Here is a 21,384-nt window from a genome sequence, read left to right on the forward strand (position 1 = left end):
ACGGGGCTAGGCACCCTTCGCAGCCTCGGTGATCGACTTGGTGACCTGCTCGGGCGTCTTCTTGCCCGCCATGAGGTCGGCCACGCTGTCGTTGACCTCCTGGCCCACCGCGGGCGGGTAGGCCTGGTCGAGGAAGAGCTGGAAGCCCGTCGCCTTCACCAGGCTGTCGGCCACCACCTTCCTGTTGGGCTCGGTGAGCTGGCTCTCCGCCCCCTTGACCACCGGCAGGTAGCCGTTGGAGGCCAGCAGTCTGGACTCGTTCTCCAGGACGAAGAACTTCAGGAAGTCCAGTGCCTCCTTCGGGGCGCCCTTGCGCAGCGCGAACCCGCTGCCACCGCCCAACACCTCGGTCACCTGACCGACGCCGCCTTCGACCGCCGGGAAGGGGAAGAAGCCCAGGTCCGCTCCGAGGTCCGCGCCAGCGTCCTTCTGCACCGACGGCGCCCACTGCCCCATCAGCTCCATGGCGGCCTTGCCGTTGCCCATGGTCGCGGCCTGGCCCCCGGGGGTGGAGTAGCCGGCGCCGAGGAAACCCGTCTGGAACGGCTGGAGGTCGACCAGCTCCTTGAGGTGGGCGCCGGCCCGGACGAAGCCGGCGCCGGTGAAGTCCTTGGCGGTCGCCGCCCGCTGGAGCGCCGGGAGGCCGGCGACGCGCATCGCGAGGTAGGCCCAGTAGTAGTGGCCCGGCCATTTCTCCTTGCCCGCGAGGGCGATCGGAGTGACGCCCGCCGCCTTGAGCTTCCTGACGTCTTCGAGGAACTCGGCCCAGGTGGCCGGCGGAGCGGTGATCCCGGCCTGGGCGAAGAGCTTCTTGTTGTACCAGAAGCCGACCATGCCGATGTCGTACGGCACCGCGTAGGTCCGGCCCTCGAACTGGTAGGCCTGCAGCGAGACCGGGGTGAGCTCGGACGACCAGCCGAACGCCGCGGTGAGGTCCTCGACCAGCCCCGCGTCGACCTGCTGCCGCAGCACGCCGCCGCCCCAGGTCTGGAAGACGTCGGGGAGCCTGCCCGAGGAAGTGCCGGCCGTCAGCTTGGACTTGAAGGCCTCGTTCTCCAACGAGGTGGTCTTGATCGTGATGTCCGGGTGAGCGGCCGTGAACGCCGAGGAGATCTGCGGGAACAGGGACTTGCCCGGCTCCGTCGTGGCGATGTTCCACCACGCGAAGGACACCTTGCCGCCGGCCGCCGACCCCGGGCCGGAGCCGCCGCCACCGCCGCCGCAGGCCGCGGCGAGCGGGACGGACAGAGCGGTCAGGCCCGAGAGCGCGAGGAAGGTTCGTCGACTCGGGGGTGTGCTGGCCATGGGACCTCCGGGGTGGGGAATGCCGGTTCGGGTCGGTCGGTACGGGTCGGTCAGTCGGTACCCGTCGCTGGTTCAGCCGGTTCGAAAATCTTTCGTAACATTCTCGAATTGACGCTGCCACAAACTAGGAACGTGAAGGCTCACGGTCAAGCCTTCTTACCGAATTTCCCTCAGCAACAAGCTTCTTGTCGCTTGACAACCCGGTCGCGCCGCCCGGAGACTCATCGAAAGTTTGCGATACCTGTCGCCCGCCCAAGGCGTCCGCGCGGAGGAGAGAAGTTGAGCGAGCAGCGCCCGACCCTGGCCGTCATCGCCGCTGAGGCGGGGGTCTCCCAGGCCACCGTGTCCAAGGTGGTCAACGGCCGCTCCGACGTCGCACCCGCGACACGCGAACGGATCGAGGGCCTGCTGCGCTCCCACAACTACCTCCACCCCGGCGCGCAGGCCAGGGCCCGCAGGTCCGGCCTCGTCGACCTGATCATCGGCGGCCTGGACAGCGCGTGGGCGGTGGAGATACTGCGCGGCGTCGAGGCCGAGTGCGCCCGGCGCAGCGTCGGCACCGTCGTGTCGCTCGTCCCGCCGGGCGAGGCCACGCCTTCGAGCTGGGCCGCGCTGCCGGTCCTGCACCACAGCGACGGCGTCATCCTCGTCACCGCCTCGGTCACCCAGGCCCAGCGTGCCCAGGTCGAACAGGCCGGGGTGGCGCTGGTCGTCATCGACCCGATCGACCTGCCGGGCAACGGTGTGCCGAGCATCGGCGCGACCAACTGGGCGGGCGGCCTCGCCGCCACCGAGCACCTGCTGGAGCTGGGGCACCGCCGGATCGCCGCGATCGGCGGGCGCAAGGAGATGCTCTGCAGCCAGGCCCGCATCGACGGGTACCGCGCCGCGCTGGAGCGGGCCGGGATCGAGGTCGACCGCGACCTGATCCGGTTCGGCGACTTCCAGCACGAGGGCGGCTTCCGGCGAGCCCGGGAACTGCTCGCCCTCCCCGAACCGCCGACCGCCGTCTTCGCCGGGAGCGACCAGCAGGCGATGGGCGTCTACGAAGCCGCCCGGCAGGCCGGGCTGAGCGTCCCGCGGGACCTCAGCGTGGTCGGCTTCGACGACCTGCCGATGTGCGAATGGCTGTCACCGCCGCTGACGACGGTGCGCCAGCCACTGGAGGAGATGGGCCGGCTCGCCGCCCGCACCCTTTTCCAGCTCCTGGACGGCCAGCCCCTGGTCAGCCCCCGGATGGAGCTCTCGACCGAGCTCAAGGTCCGGCTCTCCACCGCCCCGCCACGTTCCTAGGAGAACTCCTTGACCGAGCCCTGGCGTGACCCCCTCCTGCCCGTGTCCGTACGAGTCGCCGATCTGCTGAAACGGATGACGCTGGAGGAGAAGGCGGGTCAGCTCGCCGGCTTCTGGGCGCTGCCCTCGGATCCGGGCGCACCCGTCGCCCCGATGGAGGACGACTCCGGCGAGTCCGCGCCCGGCCTCGACGACATCGTCACCCACGGCCTCGGCCAGCTCACCCGGGTGTACGGCACCGCGCCGATCACCGCGGAAGCCGGAATGGAGCGGCTCGCCTCGCTCCAGCGGCGGGTGACCGGAGCCGGCCGGTTCGGGATACCGGCGATCGCCCACGAGGAGTGCCTGACCGGGTTCATGACGTTCGGAGCGACCGTCTTCCCCGGGCCACTGGCCTGGGGCGCCTCCTTCGACCCCGGGCTCGTGCGCCGGATGGCCGCCGCCATCGGCGCGGGGATGCGGCGGGTCGGCGTCCACCAGGGCCTGGCGCCGGTGCTCGACGTGGTCCGCGACTACCGGTGGGGCAGGACCGAGGAGTGCATCGGCGAGGACCCCTACCTCGTCGGAGCGATCGGCACCGCCTACGTGCAGGGGTTGGAGGGCGCCGGGATCGTGGCGACCCTCAAACACTTCGCCGGGTACTCGGCCTCGCGCGGCGGCCGCAACATGGCCCCCGTCGCCTCGGGACCGCGCGAGTTCGCCGACGTACTGGTCGAGCCCTTCGTACGGGCACTGCGCGAGGGGGGCGCCCGGTCGGTGATGAACAGTTACACCGACGTGGACGGCGTCCCGGTGGCCGCCGACCAGGGGCTGCTGACCGAACTGCTGAGGGGCGAGCTCGGATTCGGCGGTGTGGTCGTCGCCGACTACTACGCCGTCTCCTTCCTGGAGACCCGGCACGGTGTCGCCGGATCGCGGGGCGCGGCCGGCGCGCTGGCGCTCACCGCGGGGATCGACGTCGAACTGCCCACGGCCCGGTGCTACGGCGAGCCGCTCACCGGACTCGTACGGGCGGGAAGCCTGCCCGAGGAGCACATCGACCGGGCCGCGGAACGGGTCCTGCTCCAGAAGGCCGGGCTCGGCCTGCTCGACCCCGACTGGGAACCCCTCAAGCCCGAGCCGGTCGACCTCGACCCTCCGGAGAACCGGGCCCTGGCCAGGCTCCTGGCCGAGCGGTCCACCGTATTGCTCGCCAACGACGGCATCCTGCCGCTGCGTCCGTGCCGGGTCGCGGTCAGCGGGCCCCACGCCGACGACCCCCAGTCCTTCCTCGGCTGCTACTCCTTCCCCAACCACGTCGCGCTGCCCGGTGACCTCGGGCTGGAGATCCCGACGCTCGGCCAGGCGCTCACCGCCGCCGGGTTCACGGTCACCGCGGACGATCCGGACGTGAACCTGCTCGTGCTCGGGGACCGGGCGGGCATGTTCGGCCGGGGCACCTCCGGAGAGGGCTGCGACGCCGAGACCCTCGACCTGCCCGGCGACCAGGCGGCGCTCGCCTCCGCCGTCCTGGACTCGGAGGTGCCGACCGTCCTGGTCCTCGTCTCCGGACGTCCCTACGCGCTCGGCACGCTGGCCGAGCGCGCGTCGGCCGTGGTGCAGGCCTTCTTCCCCGGCGAGGAGGGCGGGACGGCGCTGGCCCGGATCCTCAGCGGTGCCGCGGAACCGTCCGGCAGGCTGCCCGTCTCCATCCCCCGCCGGGCCGGCGGCCAGCCCGGCACCTACCTGCACGCCAGGCTCGGCGGGCGCACGGACTGGAGCTCGGTGGACCCGACCCCGCTCTTCCCGTTCGGGCACGGGCTGAGCTGGACCAGCTTCACCTGCTCGGAGCTCTCCGTGGATCCCGCCGCCGCGACGGACGGGGCCGTCGCCGTTTCGGTCACCGTACGCAACGTCGGCGAGGTGGCCGGGACCGAAGTGGTCCAGCTGTACCTCTCCGACCCCGTGGCTTCCGTCGTCCGGCCGCGGCGGTGGCTCGCCGGGTTCGCCCGGGTCGAACTGCGGCCGGGCGCGGCCGCCCGGGTCACCTTCTCGGTCCATGCCGACCGGACCTCCTTCACCGGGCTCGACCTGCGCAGACGGGTGGAGCCCGGGGAGATCGGCGTGGCCGTCGGACGGTCCAGCGGTGATCTTCCGCTCCGGGGCTCCTTCGTCCTGGAGGGCCCCGTGCGTCACCCGGCGGCCGACCGGGTGCTGTCCGTGCCGGTCGAGATCGTCCCGGTGCCATGACCGGTTTCTCCGGCGATCCCGTGCTGCCCGGGTTCCGGCCCGACCCGTCCGTCTGCCGGGTGGGGGCGGACTACTACCTGGTGACGTCCAGCTTCGAATGGTTCCCGGGCCTTCCGGTGTTCCACAGCCGCGACCTCGTGAACTGGCGGCGCATCGGCTCCGCGCTGGACCGGGCGTCCCAGCTCGACCTCGACGGGTGCGAGCCCTCCCGGGGCCTGTTCGCACCGACGATCCGGCACCATGACGGGGTCTTCCACCTCGTGTGCACGCTGATGGACGGACCCGGGCATTTCGTCGTCACGGCGACCGACCCGGCGGGGCCGTGGTCGGAGCCCCACTGGCTGGAGGGTGAGGGCTTCGATCCGTCGCTGTTCTTCGACGAGGGGCCGGACGACGGCGACGGCGACGGGAACCGCCGGGGCGGGGGCCGGGCCTGGTTCACGGCCGCGCGAGTCGTGGACGACGCCGCGGGCCGCACCGAGATCTGGATGCGCGAGTACCTCCCCCACGAACGACGGCTGACGGGACCGGAGCACGTCCTGTGGTCGGGGAGCCACGCCGGCGCCCGGTGGTCGGAAGCCCCGCACCTCTACAGGACCGGCGGCGGCTACCTCCTGCTCACCGCCGAGGGCGGCACCGATGTGGACCACAGCGTGGTGGCCGCCCGCGCCGACCGGGTGACCGGCCCCTACGAGGGCGTCCCCGGCAATCCGGTGCTACCGCCCGCCACGGGTCCGGTCACCTGCACCGGGCACGCCGACCTCGTCCGGACCCCGGACGGCGACTGGCGGGCCGTCCTCCTGGGCGTCCGCCCCGGCTCCGCCCTCGGCCGCGAGACCTTCCTCAGCCGGATCGGCTGGGACGCGGGCCGGCCGGTCTTCTCCCCCGTCGTCCACACCGGCCCCCGCCGCCCCGTCCACGAGGACTTCGCCATGCTCTCCGCGGACTGGAGCTGCCTGCGCACACCGCCGGAGCGGTTCTGGACCACCGGCGACGGGCTCCGCCTCCGGCTGCGCCCCGAGCGCCTCGGCGAACGCGCCGCCCCGTCGCTCCTGGCCCGCCCCCAGGAACAGCCCGACTGCGACGTCTCCACCGAACTGCGCTTCACCCCCGCCGCACCGGGTGAAGAGGCGGGCCTCGCCGTCATCGTGGACGACGACGCGCACCTCCTCTTCCTCCTCACCGCGGAAGGGCTCAGCCTCCGCCGCGGGGCCGAGGTCCTGGCGGGCGTTCCCGTCCCCCCGGGCCCCGTCCGCCTGGGGGTCCGCATCCGCGGCTTCGGCCACACCTTCGCCCACGCGGCCCCCGAGGGAACCTGGCAGGACCTCACCACCGTCGAAGCCACCTTCCTCACCCCGCTGTTCACCAGCGTCCAGCTCGGGCTCTACGCCACCTCCAACGGCCGTCCCTCCACCAACCGGGCCCACTTCACGGGGTTCGACATCACGTACCCGAACCCACAGGAACCGCCGGGCAGGCCCTGACCCCGCGTATGCCCGCCGGCAGGCGGCGGTCCCCCACCGCCGCCTGCCGCCTCGTCCCCGACGCCCGCCGAAGCCCGACCTCCCTCGTGCGCGGCACCCCCACCCCCACGGACCATGGAGTTCGCCATGCCGGTTCCGCCCTTCAGCCGCCGCGCCACGAGCAAGGCCACCGGCGTCGCGGCCGTGCAGGTGCCGGACGCCGGCGCCCCCGCCGGCCGGTGGCAGCTCGTCCCGTACCGGTCAGGCGGGCGCGGACGGACCGGGGGCGGACTCGCGCACCGTCAGGCGGGTCGGGAGGATCAACGGGCTGGGGCGGTGTCCTTCGATGGCCCTGACCAGCATCCTGGCCATCTCCTGCCCCAGTGCCCGTACCGGCTGATGGACCGTGGTCAGCGGAGGGCTGGTGTGCCGGGCGCTCGCCAGGTCGTTGAAGCCGATCACCGCGACGTCCTCGGGGACCCGGAGCCCTCGTTCCCGCAGGGTGCGCAGGGCGCCGATGGCCATCGCGTCGGAGGCCGCGAACACCGCGTCGGCATCGGGGTGTGCCCGCAGCAGCCGCTCCATCGCCCCGGAACCGCCCTCCTCGGTGAACTGCCCGGGCTCGACCCCGAGCAGCGGCAGGCCCGACAGGGTCAGACCGTCGGTGAACCCCTGTTCCCGCGCGACCGCGGCCCTGGTGTCCACCTGGCCGGTGATCATGACGGGCCGTCGGCGGCCCGTGCCCGCGAAGTGCTCGGCGGCCAGGCGGGCACCGCCCCGGTTGTCGGCGTCCACGTACCACGTGGGCTCCCCGACGAGCGGGAGTCCGCCGAAGACGACGGGCAGATCGGCCTCCTCGCCGAGGCGCCCCAGCGGATCGTCGCCCCGCAGCGCCATCAGCATGACGCCGTCGGCCCGGCGGGAACGCAGCAGCCGCTCGAACCTCTCCCGGCCGCGCGGGGTGTTGGCCAGCAGCAGGATCAGTTCCAGCTCGGTCTGTTCCAGCGCCGCGCTGACGCCGACGATGACCTCCGCGAAGAACGGGTCCGCGAACAGCCCCGGTTCGTCGCTGGCGACCGCCAGCACCACTGCTCCCACCCTGCGGGTAGCGAGGGCCTGCGCGGACTGATTCGGCACGAAGCGCAGCTCGCGCACCGCCCGTTGGACGGCCTCCCGCTTGGCGCGGCTGACGTTCGGGGCGTTGTTGATCACCCGGGAGGCCGCCGTGCGCGACACACCGGCGCGTGCGGCGACCTCGTCGAGGGTCGGCATGCGCTTGGGCGACGGCTCCATGGACGGACTGCTCCTCGGGCTCACGCGGATGGCGAACAGCGGCCATGATTCCACGCGCCGCCCGGGTTCGGACCCGCCCGTGAACGCCGTCCTCGGCCCGGAACTGGTAGCGCTTCCAACCCATGACGCCATACCGGCCACCAACGGTACTTCTGCGTTCAACCTCTTGACACGCCCCGGCGGCGGCGCCAATCATCCCATCAGCGCGATCCGACCCCCCATCAAAACTGGAAGCGCTTCCATTTCCTCACCCCCACCGGAGGAAGACCCATGCGCAAGTCCGTCCGAGCCGCGTCCGTCATGCTGGCCGGTGCGCTCACCGCCGGCCTCGCCCTGCTCAACGCCGGCCCCGCATACGCCGCCGACCCGACCACCATGACCAGCGGCTTCTACACCGACCCCGACAACTCCGCGCTCCGCTGGGCCCACGCGAACCCCGGCGACGGGCGGGCGGCGGCGATCCGGACCTCCATCGCCAACACCCCGGGAGCCCGCTGGTTCGGGAACTGGAGCGGCGACATCGCCGCCGCCGCTGGCGCCTACGCCGGCCGCGCGGACTCCTCCGACAAGCTGCCGGTCCTGGTCGCCTACAACATCCCCAACCGCGACATCTGCGCCGGTCACTCCGGCGGCGGGGCCGGCAGCCGCGCCGCGTACGACGCCTGGATCGCCGCCTTCGCCAGTGGTATCGGCAGCCGCCCGGCCGTCGTCGTCCTCGAACCCGACGCGCTAGGCCACGAAAGCTGCATGACCCCCGCTCAGATCACGGAGCGCAACGCCATGCTGAAGAACGCGATCGCCCAGTTCCGCGCCAAGGCACCCAACACCTGGGTCTACCTCGACGCCGGGAACCCCGGCTGGGTCGACGCCTCGACCATGGCGCGGCAGCTCGTCGCCGCCGGGGTCGGCGGGGCGCGCGGCTTCGCGCTGAACGTCTCCAACTACTTCACCACCGACCAGAACACCTCCTACGGCAACGCGGTCAACTCGGCCCTGCGAGCCTACGGCTACACCAAACCGTTCGTCGTCGACACCAGCCGCAACGGCAACGGCTCCAACGGCCAGTGGTGCAACCCCACCGGCCGCCGGATCGGTACGCCCACCCAGCGCGGCGGCGGTGCCGAGATGCTGCTGTGGATCAAGGTCCCCGGCGAGTCCGACGGCGACTGCGGCGTCGGGGCCGGCTCCACGGCCGGTCAGTTCCTGCCGGAGGTCGCGTACAAGATGGTCTACGGCTACTGACCACGTTCTGATTCCACCCGGGCATTTCAGCCGCAGCCCCAGCCGAGCGATCCTCATCGAAATGTTTTCGATGAGGATCGTTCTATGAAAAGCGGCTATTGGACTAACCGGAGGGGGCCCGGATTCTCGAAACACTTACGAAACTCTTGACATGTTTCTGCGGTGTTTCCAGACTGAGGCCGAGGCGATACCCCCCGTCTGCGCCCGGGTGCCGGGTGCCGGGTGCCGGCCTCGGATATTCACGCCCTGACGGCGAGCGCCCTTTGTCAATGGATGCGGTCCTGGACGTGGGCGTCGTTCACGCGGATTCGCTCTGCCGCGTTCCCATCCTTCCGTGGAATTTCTCTCCTGGAGGCTCTTTCATGGGCTCGAATGCCATTCCTCCGTCCGCCATTCCCCCGTCCGCCGTCCGCCGGAAGGCCGGCGTTCTCCGTACGGCGCTGGTCGCCGGCGTCCTCGGTTCGGCCGCCCTGCTGGTGGCTCCGCTGACCTCGCACGCCGCCGAAAGCACGCTCGGCGGCGCGGCGGCGCAGAGCGGCCGCTACTTCGGCACCGCCGTCGCCTCGGGCAGGCTGGGCGACCCGGCGTACACCTCGATCGCGGCCCGCGAGTTCAACATGGTGACGCCCGAGAACGAGATGAAGATCGACGCCACCGAACCCCAGCAGGGCCGGTTCGACTTCGCCGCGGGCGACCGCGTCTACAACTGGGCCGTGCAGAACGGCAAGAAGGTACGCGGCCACACCCTGGCCTGGCACTCGCAGCAGCCCGGCTGGATGCAGAACCTCAGCGGCAGCCCCCTGCGCCAGGCGATGACCAACCACATCAACGGCGTGATGGCCCACTACAAGGGCAAGATCGCCCAGTGGGACGTCGTGAACGAGGCCTTCGCCGACGGCAGTTCCGGCGCGCGGCGCGACTCCAACCTGCAGCGCACCGGCAACGACTGGATCGAGGCCGCCTTCCGCACCGCCCGCGCCGCCGACCCGGCCGCCAAGCTCTGCTACAACGACTACAACGTCGAGAACTGGACCTGGGCCAAGACGCAGGCCATGTACGCCATGGTCCGGGACTTCAAGCAGCGCGGAGTCCCGATCGACTGCGTCGGATTCCAGGCCCACTTCAACAACGACAGCCCGTACAACGGCAACTTCCGCACCACCCTGCAGAGCTTCGCCGCCCTCGGCGTCGACGTGGCGATAACCGAGCTCGACATCCAGGGCGCCTCGGCCACGACCTACGCCAACGTGACCAACGACTGCCTGGCCGTCCCGCGCTGCCTCGGCATCACCGTCTGGGGCGTGCGCGACACCGACTCCTGGCGGTCGGAGCAGACGCCGCTGCTGTTCGACGGCAACGGCAACAAGAAGCCCGCGTACACCGCCGTGCTCAACGCGCTCAACGCCGGCTCCTCCACTCCCACCCCCACGCCCGGCACCGGGCAGGTCAAGGGCGTCGGTTCGGGCCGGTGCCTCGACGTCCCCGGTGCCAGTACCACCGACGGCACCCAGCTCAACCTGTGGGACTGCAACAGCCGCACCAACCAGCAGTGGTCGTACACCGCCGGGGGTGAGCTCAGGGTCTACGGCGACAAGTGCCTGGACGCCGCCGGCACCGGCAACGGCACCAAGGTCCAGATCTACAGCTGCTGGGGCGGCGACAACCAGAAGTGGCGCCTGAACTCGGACGGATCCATCGTCGGAGTCCAGTCCGGCCTCTGCCTGGACGCCGTCGGCAACGGCACCGCCAACGGCACCCTGATCCAGCTCTACGCCTGCTCGGGCGGCAGCAACCAGCGCTGGACCCGCACCTGACTACCCGCCACGACGGAAGGGTGAACCGATGAAGACCTACGGTACGTCTTCCCCCGCCCCTCCGCGCACGCACCGCCGGTGGTCCCGTCTGGCCGCCGTGGTGGCGGCGACGCTCACGATCGGCATGCTCTCCGCGGTGCGGCCGGCGCCCGCCGACGCGGCGACGGTGGACGGCGACCGGCAAGCACAGACGATCAAGCTGTCGTCCAGTGGCGGATGCGGAAGCGCCCCGACACTGGCCAGCGGTACGCACACGATCCAGAGCGGCGGCAAGAGCCGCAGCTTCATCCTCAGGGTTCCCGACAACTACTCCGGCAGCCGTCCCTACCGGCTGGTCCTCGCGTTCCACTGGCGGGGCGGAACCGCCCGCGACGTCGCCTCGGGCGGAACGAGCGGGAGCGCGTGGTCCTACTACGGCCAACAGGAGCAGTCCGGCAACAGCGCGATCCTCGTCGCCCCCCAGGGCCTCGACAACGGCTGGGCCAATCCGCGCGGTGAGGACGTCACCTTCGTCGACGACATGATCCGGCGGATCGAGGGCGGCCTCTGCGTCAACACGGCGCAGCGTTTCGCCACCGGCTTCAGCTGGGGCGGCGGAATGAGCTACGCACTCGCGTGCACCCGGGCGCACGTCTTCAGGGCCGTCGCCGTCATCTCCGGCGCCGAGATCAGCGGGTGCGCCGGCGGCACCCAGCCCATCGCCTACTTCGGAATCCACGGCGTCGGCGACGCCGTCCTCGGCATCGCGCAGGGACGGTCCCTGCGCGACCGGTTCGTCCGCAACAACGGCTGCGCTCCGCAGAGCCCGCGCGAGCCCGCCCCGGGCAGCCGGACGCACATCACCACCACCTACTCGGGCTGCCGTGCCGGGTACCCGGTCCAGTGGGCCGCGTTCGACGGCGGCCACCTGCCCGGTCCGGTCGACGGCTCCCCCTACGAGAGCGGCGTCACCACCTGGACCAAGGGAGAGATCTGGAGGTTCTTCGCACAGTTCCGGTGAGTGACCCGCCCGCGCAACCACGGGGTGGGGCCAGGATCGTCCTGGCTCCACCCCTTCGTCGTCCACCGCGTACCGGCGCCGGGTACGGGAGCGGCCCGCCCGCACCAGGGGTTCCGGTGCGGGCGGGCCTTCAGGGCGTGGTGAGCGGTCAGGAGCAGAGCGCACCGTTCAGCGTGTAGCGCGCCGGGATGGCGTTGGTGCCCGAGTACGTCGCCTGGAAGCCGAAGCTCGCGCTGCCGCCGGGCTCCAGGGTGCCGTTCCACCCGGCGTCCCGGGCGGTGGCCGAACTGCCCGACTGGGTCACGGTGGCGTTCCAGCCGTTGCTGATCCGCTGGTCACCCGCGAAGCTCCAGCCGAGGGTCCAGCCGGAGACCGTCGTGGTTCCGGTGTTCCGCACGGTCACGGTCGCGGTGAAGCCGTTGCCCCAGGCGTTGTCGATCCGGTACGCCACCGTGCAGGAGGCCGCCGGCGCGTCGTCGTCCGCCTCCGTCGCCGTGAACGCCGCCGGCCCCACGCCGGGACCGCCGGCCGTGAACGTCGCGCTGCCCGGCGACGCGTCGGCGTCCTGCGCGGCGAGGACCGGAACCTGTTGCGCGGTGGCCCAGTCGGCGGGGGTGAACACCAGGCTCGCGGCTGCCGACAGGTCCCCGTCGCCGGAGTTGCGGGCCACCGTCACCGTCACGTTCTGCGCGGGCGCGGCCGAGAGCCGTACGCCCACCGGCGTCGAGCCGCCCTCCGGGACCGTCACGGCTGCCGGGGTCACCTGGACCACGGGCGCCGCCGGGGCGCCGCGCCGCTCGGCCGCGAAGGCCGCCAGCCAGGCCAGTGAGGCGTTCCAGTTGATGGCCACCTCGTTGGTGGAGTACGAGCCGATGTCGTCCACGTAGCACGCCGCCGGGGCGCAGCCCGCCAGCTTCTCCTTGGCCACCGGGTCCTCCAGCCCGGCGTTCGGCCCTCCGGCGAAGGAACCGGCCGGCGGGTGCGGCAGGGAGGCGTCGTTCTGGTGCGCCCAGAACCGGTGGTGCTGGTTCTCGGCGTAGCGGTCGCCGTAGCCGGTGACGTAGGAGAGGCCGAGCGCGTTGCGGCCGAGCAGGTAGTCCAGGGATTCCAGCGCTCCGGCCCGGTAGCGCTGCTGCCCGGTGATCTCGTACGCGACGGCCAGCACCATCGCGTTGTTGGTGACGGCGCTGTTGGAGCCCCACACGTAACCGGTGGCGGGCAGCGGCACCGCGTAGCCCTGGCCGGCCATGGTGGACAGATGGCCGTCGGCGGCCGCGGTCAGCAGGCCTCGCAGCCGGCTCACGTCGCCGGCGGGCAGGGTCACGCCGGGGACGGTGGCGAGGGTGATGCGGCCGAGCGTCGCGGTGCCGCCCCACCAGAACGAGTCGGCGGGCTTGGTGTGGTGCGGGGAGGAGGTGACGGCGTCCCGGTACGGGGACTCGCCGGTGGTGGCCAGGAGTTCCGCCGCCGCCCAGTAGAACTCGTCGGATACGTCGGCGTCCTCGTACGCACCGCCGCCGGTGTTGTCGCTCGCCGGGGCCAGCACGTTCGGATTCGCCCTGGCCGCCGTCCAGGCGCGGCGGGCCGCGTCCAGGCAGCGCGCGGAGAACGCGGCGTCGTACGGCGCGTACACGCGGGCACACTGCGCGGCCGAGGCGGCCAGGTTCAGCGTCGCGGCAGTCGACGGCCGGTGCAGCTCACGCTGCTCGGAGTCCAGCTCCGGCCGGGTCGGCAGGGCGGTCCACTGGGCGTCGTGCATCTTGTGGAAGGCCATCCCGGCCATCGGCTTTCCGTCGGGGACCTGCATCCGCAGCAGGAACTCCAGCTCCCAACGGGCCTCGTCCAGCACGTCCGGCGTCCCGTTGCCGCGCTCCGGCACCCGCAGCGTCGCGTCGCCGAGTGCCGCTTCGCCGCCCGAACGGCGGGCGCGCTCGTAGGAGTTGACCATTTCCCAGACGGAGATGCCGCCGTTGACCACGTACTTGCCCTGGTCGCCCGCGTCGTACCAGCCGCCGCGCACGTCCCGCTGGTAGTCGCAGACCCCGGGTTGGCAGGGGACGCCGGTGTCGCCCTTGTTCGGGGCGACGCCCAGGTGCCCGGCGGGGCGGGCGTACGCGCTGCCGCCCGCCAGGGCGGCGTCGATCGCGATGCCGCTGCGCTGCTGGTAGAAGAACGACATGCTGTCGGCGCGCAGCCCGTCGTACAGGGACGCGGAGATGTCGAAGGGGTGGCTGGCCCGGCCGTCCACGACCAGGGTGAAGCCGGTGCCGGTGCCGGTGTAGGCGCCGAAGTCCACCAGGTGCGTGGACTGGCCGGACGCCCGGTCGGCGCCGTGCACCGTGGTGGCACCCGAGGCGGCCACCGCACCGGAGGCGTCGCGCAGTTGCCAGGCGAGCGGGGCCGTCGCGGAACCGACCACGGTGGCCCGCTTGGGGCCGTCGGGCAGGTAGCCGAGCTGGTTGACCCGGACGGACGAGTCGGCGGCGGCCACGGGGGCGGCAGCCGCGACCGGAACGGTCAGGGCGGTCGCGGACAGGCCGCCGACCGCCAGCGCGAAGCCGGCGAGCACGGCGGCCGCGCGACGCGGCACGCCGCGGGCGGAGGTGACAGGAGACATGGTGGGGCCTTCCTGGGGGGAGCAGTGGCGGGGTGGGACGGATGGGTGGGCGAAACCCGGGCGGGGAGCGGACGGGCCGCTCGGATGCGCCGTCCGGGCTTCCGGGAGGGCGGGTGACGGGCGGACGCGTAGGGGCCGGGCAGGCCCTGAGGGCCTGCCCGGCCTCGTCGTACGCGGAGCGGTCTCCGGGCGGGGCGCTCTGTTATTCGAGCAGCTCCGCGTACGAGCCCATGGCCAGGGCGATGTCCGCCTGGGCCCAGAACCGGTGGTAGCTGAAGACGGGTGCGGCGCCGCCCGCGAGGTAGGCCTCGACCTTCGGCCAGGCCGGGTCGTTCTTGTAGAAGCCGCGGATCGAGGCGAAGGTGGACGAGGAGTTCACCGCGTCGCCGTTCGGCATCTTCCCGGTCCACGTACCGGGCACGTACACCGGGTCGTTGAAGCGCTTGTAGTCGGTCCGGGTCTCCTGGACGGAGAGGCCCAGCGGGTCCCGGTGGTGGGCCCACATGCCGTCGAGCAGGGCCTTGGCGACCCGCTTGGCCTCGGCGTTCCCGGACTTCGCGGCGTAGTAGGTCAGGGTCTTGGCGTACGCGGCGGCCACGCCCACGTCGTCGGTGTAGTCGGCGACGGTGACGTGCAGGCCCGCGTTGGCGCCGGGAGCCGCCGGGTTCCAGGTGTCGGGGGCGCCGGACCACTTGAGGGTGGAGGGGATCCGGTAGGTGCCGTCGGGGTTGATGGTGGTCTTCGACAGGGCCCAGCCCACCCACTTGTCGAGCAGGGCCTTGGCGCTCGTGTCGCCCGTCCGCTCGTAGAGCTCGGCGACCCGCTCCATGGACCAGGCCTGGAAGCCGAACCACTGGTTGGACGGCGGGTCCTGGTAGACCGGCTTCTCGTCGTAGAAGAGGCCGTGGAAGGTGGGGGTCCCGGCCGGGGGCCGTGCGTAGCGCCCCTGCCAGCTGTTGGTGGCGCCGCCCGCGATGGCGCCCTCGTCGGACTGGAGCCAGCGGTAGAACTCCAGCTGCCGGTCGAGGCTGGTCGCCCAGTCCGTGGCGGCGGACGGCGACTTGGGCTTCAGCGGTGCGTACTCGCTGAGCGCGTAGGCGGCGAGGGGGTTCTGGTATCCGCTGTGGGCGTGGCTGGAGCCGATCCGCCAGGACCAGCCGGCCGCGGTGTCGGTGGCGCCGCCCCAGGCGTAGTACCAGGACATCAGGTAGTGCGCGCTGTCCTTGCCGGTTCCGGCCGGACAGGCGGTGGGACCGACGCAGTTCCCGGCCTTCTTGAAGTACTTGTCGAACATGGAGTACCGCAGGTAGTCGCCCATCTTCGCCGCCTTGGAGACGGTCGCGGCGACCTGGGTCCCCTTGCCCTGTTCCTTGGCCCACAGGTCGGCCCAGTAGGCGGCCTGGATGGCACGCGCGTCGGCGTCGGGGGCGTTGGTGAACTTCCACTGCTTGGCGTAGGAGGCGTCCCCGGTGAACAGGTCGAGGTAGCCGTTCCTGCCGCCGTAGGTGAAGTTGTCGCAGGTGGGGTGCGGCACGGTCTCCCAGACCGATTCCTCGGGGCCGCGCTGGAAGGTGTTGATGTACGAGGGTCCGGTCGCGGCCGGTCCGGCGGAGCACTTCCCGGGCTCGTTGCCGTAGCCGTAGACGTTGTCGACGTCCTGGAGCCAGTGCATGCCGTAGATGTCGTCCGTGCCGTACGCGCTCTTCAGCTCACCGGCGATCGGGTCCGCGCCGGCGGCGACTCCGCCGTCGAGCCTGGCCGGGTACTGCGAGGGGAGGTCGTGCTCGGGGGCGTAGGTGGCGGGTTTGGAGGCGTTGTAGGAGCCGGTCGTCGGCTGGTCGGCACGGGTGGGGATCATGAACTTCTCCATGGTCTCCCACGCGCCGTTGAACTTGGCCCAGTCCCCGGTGATCTTCCCGTACATCGCCTGGAGCCAGATCAGATAGCTGTAGGCCTCCGAGGTCGTCTGGTGCCCGTGGTCCGGTGCTTCCACGATCAGCGTCTCGACGGAGTGGTACGGGATGCCCTCGGGCGAGAAGTAGCCGCCGGCCGGGTTGGTGATCTTCCCGTAGAGGTCGAGGAAGCGGGCGTCGTACGTGGAGTCGGCGGCCAGCTCGGTGACGGTCACCTCGGCCTTCGCGTGGCCGGGGGCGGTCACGGCGAAGACGGCGGAGCCGCTGCCGGTGGTCCCGGCGGTGACCGTCACCTTCTGGGCGGTGTTCCAGTTCGGCGGGGTGAACGTGAGCGTGGCGGGTGCCGCGGCGAGGTCGGTGTTGCCCGAGGTGCGGGCCACGCCCACCGTGACGTTCGCGGCGGGCTGCTTGGAGAGCTTCACGTCGAAGGTGCCCGTCTCCCCGCGGCGCACGGAGAGCTGCGCGGGGGTGGCGACGAGCGCGGGACCGGCGGCGACGGTGATGCCGACGGGGGCCGACTCTGCGGAGGCGCCGAGGCTGTCGTGGGCCTTCGCGTAGAGGGAGTGGGAACCGGCCGCGAGGCCGGTGGCATCGAAGGTGAAGGGTGCCGTGGTGTCCGTGCCCAGGAGCGTGGTGTCGCTGTAGAACTCGACCTTGTCCACGGTGGCGCCGTCGGCCGCGGCGGCGGTGGCGGCCAGCGGGACCGGGGTGCCCGCCGTGTAGACGGCGCCCGCGGTGGGGCTGGTCAGGACGGCGACCGGGGGCTGGTGGGTTCCGGTGCACGGGGTGCCGTTGACGGCGAAGGAGGTGGGGGCGGCGTTGGTCCCGCTGTAGCTGAACTGGGCGCCGGTGGTGACGGCCGCGCCGGCGGCGACGGTCCTGCCCCACTCCGGGGCCACGACGCGGACGCTCTTGCCGGACTGCGTCCAGATGCCGTTCCAGCCGTTGGTCAGCCGCTGGTCGCCGGAGTAGTCGTAGGTGAGGTTCCAGCCGTCGAGAGCGGTCGTCGAGCGGTTGGTGAGGGTGAGCTCGGCGGTGAAGCCCGAGCCCCAGTCGTTGGTCCTGTAGTCGACGCTGCACTGCACCGCCGCGGCCGCGGCGGTGGGGGCGCCGACGGCCGTGAAGCCCAGGGGGAGGGCGAGGGCCACGGCCGTGGCGGACGCGGTCAGCAGTCCGCGCCGTCCGCGGAACAAGGGTGGGGGATGTGACGACATGCGGTGGTTCTCCTCGCGGCTCGGGGAGACGGGATGGAGGAACGGCTACGCACAAGAACCAGTGGGAGCGCTCCCACTGTGCAGACGCGTTCCGGCGGCGTCAAGACGCGTGAGGAGTCGAAGGGAATCTGCGAGGAATTTACCCGCCCCCTCTTTTGCTTGGCAGCTCTTGACGCTACGGTCTGGCCCCAACCAGTGGGAGCGGTTCCATAAGCCGGCGCGCCGTCAGGGCGCGCCTCGCTGCCGGGACCGCTCATCGGCACCCCCCGCGCCTGTCAGCACCGCTCGGCCGAGCGGGGCCGGCCTCGCGCGACAGCGGTACCCGCCGCCCTCGGCCAGGAGGCCGCACGGCACGGGGACCTGGTGGAGGCCGTGCACGGACCGGGGCCCGCGGTTTCCCGCCGGTCCCCGGGATCGCATACGACGACCCGAGCAAGTGGCTCACCTTTTCCCACCCTCGCCCCGGTCGCGGACCGGGCCCCCGATCGGGGCGAGGGCGGCGAGCACACCCCCTGCGGACACGCGTTCACCGACCGCGCCACGGCCCGGTTCCGACGACCGCACCCGCTCCGTACGACTGCACTCCCCCGCACGACGGCACTCCCTCCGTACGACGGCCCTCCCCCATTCGGCACCGGGCGCGCCACCGCCGGCGCGCCCTGAACTGAAAGGCACCCCCGACATGAGCCGCACCATCCCCCGCACCGCCTTACTGGCGGCCCTCAGTCTCGTCACGGCCGCCGGCGCCACCGCCACGGCGTTCGGCACCAGCGCCGGCGCAGCCGCCGCCGGCTGCAAGGTCGAATACCAGATCTCGAACCAGTGGGGCACCGGCTTCGGTGCCAACGTGATCGTCACCAACACCGGTGACCCCGTCGCCTCCTGGACCCTGGAGTGGTCCTACGCGAACGGCCAGCAGGTCACCCAGGGCTGGAACGCCACCCTCACCCAGGCCGGGGCCGCGGTGACCGCGAAGAGCATGTCCTACAACGGATCGCTGGCCACGGGCGGTTCGGCCTCCTTCGGGTTCAACGGTTCGCACACCGGCACGAACGCCGTCCCCGCGGCCTTCAAGCTCAACGGCGTCACCTGCAACGGCGCCACCGACCCGACCCAGCCCCCCACCACACCCCCGACGACCCCGCCCACCACACCGCCGACCACGCCTCCGCCCACCGGCGGCAGGGCCGACAACCCCTACGCCGGCGCCAAGATGTACGTGAACCCCGAGTGGTCCGCCAACGCCGCCGCCGAGCCGGGCGGCAGCAGGGTGTCCAACCAGCCCACCGCCGTATGGCTGGACCGCATCGCCCTCGTCACGGGCACGAGCGGCAAGATGGGCCTGCGCGACCACCTCGACGCGGCCCTGGCACAGAAGGGCAGCGGCGAACTCGTCGTCCAGCTGGTGATCTACAACCTGCCCGGACGGGACTGCTCCGCGCTCGCCTCCAACGGCGAACTGGGCCCGACCGAGATCGACAAGTACAAGACGCAGTACATCGACCCGATCGCCGCGATCCTCGCCGAACCCAAGTACGCGGGGCTGCGGATCGTCACCACCGTCGAGATCGACTCACTGCCGAACCTGGTCACCAACGTCTCCGGCCGCCCCACCGCGACCCCCAACTGCGACGTGATGAAGGCCAACGGCAACTACGTCAAGGGCGTCGGCTACGCCCTGAACAAGCTCGGCTCGATCGCCAACGTCTACAACTACGTCGACGCCGGCCACCACGGCTGGCTCGGCTGGGACGACAACCTCGGCGCCTCCGCCGAGATGTTCAAGCAGGCCGCGACCGCCGAGGGTTCCACGCTCTCCAAGGTGCACGGCTTCGTCGTCAACACCGCGAACTACAGCGCCCTGAAGGAGGACCACTTCAAGATCGACGATTCCGTCAACGGCACCTCCGTGCGCCAGTCGAAGTGGGTCGACTGGAACCGCTACACCGACGAACTGTCCTACGCCCAGGGCATGCGGACCAGGCTGGTCTCCCTGGGCTTCGACGCCAACATCGGCATGCTCATCGACACCTCCCGCAACGGCTGGGGCGGCACCGCCCGCCCGACCGGGCCCGGCGCGCTGACGAACGTGGACACCTACGTCAACGGCGGCCGCTACGACCGGCGCATCCACCTCGGCAACTGGTGCAACCAGTCCGGCGCCGGACTCGGCGAACGACCGAAGGCGGCCCCGGCCCCCGGCATCGACGCCTACGTGTGGATCAAGCCCCCGGGCGAGTCCGACGGGGCGAGCAAGGAGATCCCGAACGACGAGGGCAAGGGGTTCGACCGGATGTGCGACCCCACCTACACGGGCAACGTGCGCAACGGCAACAGCATGTCTGGAGCCCTCCCGGACGCCCCGCTCGCCGGCCAGTGGTTCTCCGCCCAGTTCCAGGAGCTCATGAAGAACGCCCACCCTGCGCTGTGACGCGGGGCAGGTGAGGAGACCGGAGCCCCGCGGAAGCACTCCCTTCCGCGGGGCTCCGGGCCTTGGCGCGCTCCGTGCGGGGCGGACGGCGGGCGGCCGGAGCGGCTCAGGAGGAGTCCCGCACGACCAGTTCCGTCGGGAGCACCCGGCGCGGCTCCTCGCCCCCGTCCCGCCACGGGGCGGCGCCGGCTACGGGGTCCTCCGCGATCTTCTGGAGCAGGAGCCGGGTCATCGTGCGGCCCATCTCCTCGATGGGCTGGCGCACGCTGGTCAGGGGCGGGTCCATCAGACGGGCCACCGTGGAGTCGTCCACCCCCACGAGGGCGACGTCCTCGGGGACCCGCCGGCCCGCCTCGCGCAGCACGCCGCGCGCCCCGGCCGCCATCACGTCGGAGGCGGCGAAGACGGCGTCCAGGCCGGGGGCGCGTTCCAGGAGCTCGCGCATCGCCAGCCGGCCCCCCTCCTCGGTGAAGTCCGCGGTCACCTCGAGCGACTCGTCGGGCCGGATCCCGGCCTCGGCGAGGCCCGCGCGGTAGCCGCCGAGACGGGCGCGCGCCACGTACATGTCCAGCGGCCCGCTGATGGTCGCGATCCTGGACCGGCCGCGCCCCGCGAGGTGGGCGACGGCCGCGCGTCCGGCACCGATGTTGTCGGAGTCCACGTAGGCCACGGGCTCGGCCTCCGAGCGCCGCCCGTTCATGACGACCGGCAGGCCCAGCCTGGCGATCCGGTCGGGCAGCGGGTCGTTCCCGTGGACCGACGCCAGCAGCACGCCGTCGACCCGCTGGGCAGCCAGGTAGTGCTCGAACCGCTGCCGCTCCGCTTCGGTCCGGACGAGGGTGAGCAGCAGCTGCTTGTCGGCCTCGGCCAGCTCGGCGCTGACCCCGCGGATCAGGTCGAGGAAGTACGGCTCCGAGAACAGCCGGGCCTCGGTCTCCGGGATGACCAGGGCCACCGCGTCGGTCCGGCTGCCGGCCAGCGCCCTGGCCGCCTGGTTGGGTACGTACCCCAGCTCCGCGACGGCGCGGGCCACGGCGTCCCTGGCCCGCTCGCTCACCCGCGGCGAACCGTTGATGACCCGGGAGACCGTGCCCCGGCCGACACCGGCCAGGGCCGCGACCTCTTCCAGAGTGGGCCTGGCGCCGCTCTGCCGTCCGCTCACGCTCGTGGACTCCCCTCGTGTTCCATCGCACTCCGCACCGGGCGCGGGCCCGGCCCGCTGATCAGGTCAGCAGGACGGTGCACCCCGCCCCCCGTAGCCGTGGGACACGTTACGCCGACGAGTGGGTGGGAGCGCTCCCACCGTACCTCCAATCCCCTGCCGCCACCACGGTCGCGTCCAGCTCCTGCCACCGGCCGCGCGCCCGCGAAGCGCCCGTGGAGGAAGCCGCCCGCCCTCGAGACCCCCCTGTGTAATGAATTCGCCTTCCTCTCTTGACACTTGGACCCGCAAGGCAGCAACCTTCCGGCAACGACGTGGGAGCGCTCCCATCCACGGGTGCGACAACGGCTTTCACATCAGGTCCGGGCGGGCCCTGGCCGAGCCGCGAACCGCCCGCCGGACCCCATG

12 protein-coding genes are annotated in these 21,384 nt (G+C 72.0%); 7 read left to right on the forward strand and 5 right to left on the reverse strand.

Going from position 1 to position 21,384, the window contains the following annotated elements; all coding sequences use genetic code 11:
* Nucleotides 1–6 precede the first annotated feature (6 nt).
* Nucleotides 7–1,305 (reverse strand): extracellular solute-binding protein, encoded by a 1,299-nt coding sequence (locus ACZ51S_RS06445; protein ID WP_468959918.1) that lies wholly within the window; start codon nt 1,303–1,305, stop codon nt 7–9.
* Nucleotides 1,306–1,584: 279 nt separating this feature from the next.
* On the opposite strand from ACZ51S_RS06445, the gene ACZ51S_RS06450 reads away from it, so the two are divergent.
* The 3 genes from ACZ51S_RS06450 to ACZ51S_RS06460 are packed head-to-tail and all read left to right on the forward strand — an operon-like array spanning nt 1,585 to nt 6,311.
* Complete coding sequence (locus ACZ51S_RS06450) at nt 1,585–2,598, forward strand: LacI family DNA-binding transcriptional regulator (RefSeq protein ID WP_468477787.1); 1,014 nt, start codon at nt 1,585–1,587, stop codon at nt 2,596–2,598.
* Between the two features lie 9 nt (nt 2,599–2,607).
* Complete coding sequence (locus ACZ51S_RS06455) at nt 2,608–4,827, forward strand: glycoside hydrolase family 3 N-terminal domain-containing protein (RefSeq protein ID WP_468477786.1); 2,220 nt, start codon at nt 2,608–2,610, stop codon at nt 4,825–4,827.
* Nucleotides 4,824–6,311, forward strand: coding sequence for a glycoside hydrolase family 43 protein (locus tag ACZ51S_RS06460; protein ID WP_468477785.1), 1,488 nt, complete (start codon nt 4,824–4,826; stop codon nt 6,309–6,311). Before ACZ51S_RS06455 ends, ACZ51S_RS06460 begins: the two co-directional genes overlap by 4 nt.
* 240 nt (nt 6,312–6,551) lie before the next feature.
* On the opposite strand, the gene ACZ51S_RS06465 is transcribed toward ACZ51S_RS06460, so the two are convergent.
* The gene (locus ACZ51S_RS06465; protein WP_468802689.1) at nt 6,552–7,583 is read right to left on the reverse strand and encodes a LacI family DNA-binding transcriptional regulator; all 1,032 of its coding nucleotides are present in this window, start codon (nt 7,581–7,583) and stop codon (nt 6,552–6,554) included.
* Nucleotides 7,584–7,853: 270 nt separating this feature from the next.
* On the opposite strand from ACZ51S_RS06465, the gene ACZ51S_RS06470 reads away from it, so the two are divergent.
* From ACZ51S_RS06470 to ACZ51S_RS06480, 3 genes are all read left to right on the forward strand, one after another.
* The gene (locus ACZ51S_RS06470) at nt 7,854–8,825 is read left to right on the forward strand and encodes a glycoside hydrolase family 6 protein (RefSeq protein WP_468959921.1); all 972 of its coding nucleotides are present in this window, start codon (nt 7,854–7,856) and stop codon (nt 8,823–8,825) included.
* A 362-nt stretch (nt 8,826–9,187) separates the two neighbouring features.
* Nucleotides 9,188–10,639: an endo-1,4-beta-xylanase gene (locus tag ACZ51S_RS06475; protein ID WP_468888198.1), complete on the forward strand. Its 1,452-nt coding sequence runs from the start codon at nt 9,188–9,190 to the stop codon at nt 10,637–10,639.
* A 28-nt stretch (nt 10,640–10,667) separates the two neighbouring features.
* On the forward strand, nt 10,668–11,639 hold the full coding sequence (locus ACZ51S_RS06480) for a CE1 family esterase (protein WP_468959924.1): 972 nt from the start codon (nt 10,668–10,670) through the stop codon (nt 11,637–11,639).
* 148 nt (nt 11,640–11,787) lie between these two features.
* Here the strand turns inward: ACZ51S_RS06480 and ACZ51S_RS06485 are convergent, their stop codons facing one another.
* The gene (locus ACZ51S_RS06485) at nt 11,788–14,256 is read right to left on the reverse strand and encodes a glycoside hydrolase family 9 protein (protein WP_468477780.1); all 2,469 of its coding nucleotides are present in this window, start codon (nt 14,254–14,256) and stop codon (nt 11,788–11,790) included.
* A 202-nt stretch (nt 14,257–14,458) separates the two neighbouring features.
* Nucleotides 14,459–17,383 carry a glycoside hydrolase family 48 protein gene (locus tag ACZ51S_RS06490; RefSeq protein ID WP_468959927.1) on the reverse strand — a complete coding sequence of 975 codons (2,925 nt, stop codon included), beginning with the start codon at nt 17,381–17,383 and terminating at the stop codon, nt 14,459–14,461.
* A gap of 682 nt (nt 17,384–18,065) precedes the next feature.
* On the opposite strand from ACZ51S_RS06490, the gene ACZ51S_RS06495 reads away from it, so the two are divergent.
* Nucleotides 18,066–19,814, forward strand: a complete 1,749-nt coding sequence (locus ACZ51S_RS06495; RefSeq protein WP_468477778.1) for a glycoside hydrolase family 6 protein — start codon at nt 18,066–18,068, stop codon at nt 19,812–19,814.
* A 106-nt stretch (nt 19,815–19,920) separates the two neighbouring features.
* Here ACZ51S_RS06495 and ACZ51S_RS06500 read toward each other — a convergent pair whose 3' ends face one another.
* A complete protein-coding gene (locus tag ACZ51S_RS06500; protein ID WP_468802694.1) occupies nt 19,921–20,976 on the reverse strand; it encodes a LacI family DNA-binding transcriptional regulator in 1,056 nt (351 codons plus the stop codon).
* Between the last annotated feature and the right edge of the window lie 408 nt (nt 20,977–21,384).

The sequence above is a fragment of the Streptomyces sp. NPDC034043 genome, assembly GCF_055575675.1.

Coding starts and splice junctions, on each gene's coding strand:
- ACZ51S_RS06480 (WP_468959924.1), top strand. CDS start 10,668: ATGAAGACCTACGGTACGTCTTCCCCCGCCCCTCCGCGCACGCACCGC.
- ACZ51S_RS06490 (WP_468959927.1), bottom strand. CDS start 17,383: ATGTCGTCACATCCCCCACCCTTGTTCCGCGGACGGCGCGGACTGCTG.
- ACZ51S_RS06465 (WP_468802689.1), bottom strand. CDS start 7,583: ATGGAGCCGTCGCCCAAGCGCATGCCGACCCTCGACGAGGTCGCCGCA.
- ACZ51S_RS06470 (WP_468959921.1), top strand. CDS start 7,854: ATGCGCAAGTCCGTCCGAGCCGCGTCCGTCATGCTGGCCGGTGCGCTC.
- ACZ51S_RS06445 (WP_468959918.1), bottom strand. CDS start 1,305: ATGGCCAGCACACCCCCGAGTCGACGAACCTTCCTCGCGCTCTCGGGC.
- ACZ51S_RS06495 (WP_468477778.1), top strand. CDS start 18,066: ATGAGCCGCACCATCCCCCGCACCGCCTTACTGGCGGCCCTCAGTCTC.
- ACZ51S_RS06460 (WP_468477785.1), top strand. CDS start 4,824: ATGACCGGTTTCTCCGGCGATCCCGTGCTGCCCGGGTTCCGGCCCGAC.
- ACZ51S_RS06475 (WP_468888198.1), top strand. CDS start 9,188: ATGGGCTCGAATGCCATTCCTCCGTCCGCCATTCCCCCGTCCGCCGTC.
- ACZ51S_RS06485 (WP_468477780.1), bottom strand. CDS start 14,256: ATGTCTCCTGTCACCTCCGCCCGCGGCGTGCCGCGTCGCGCGGCCGCC.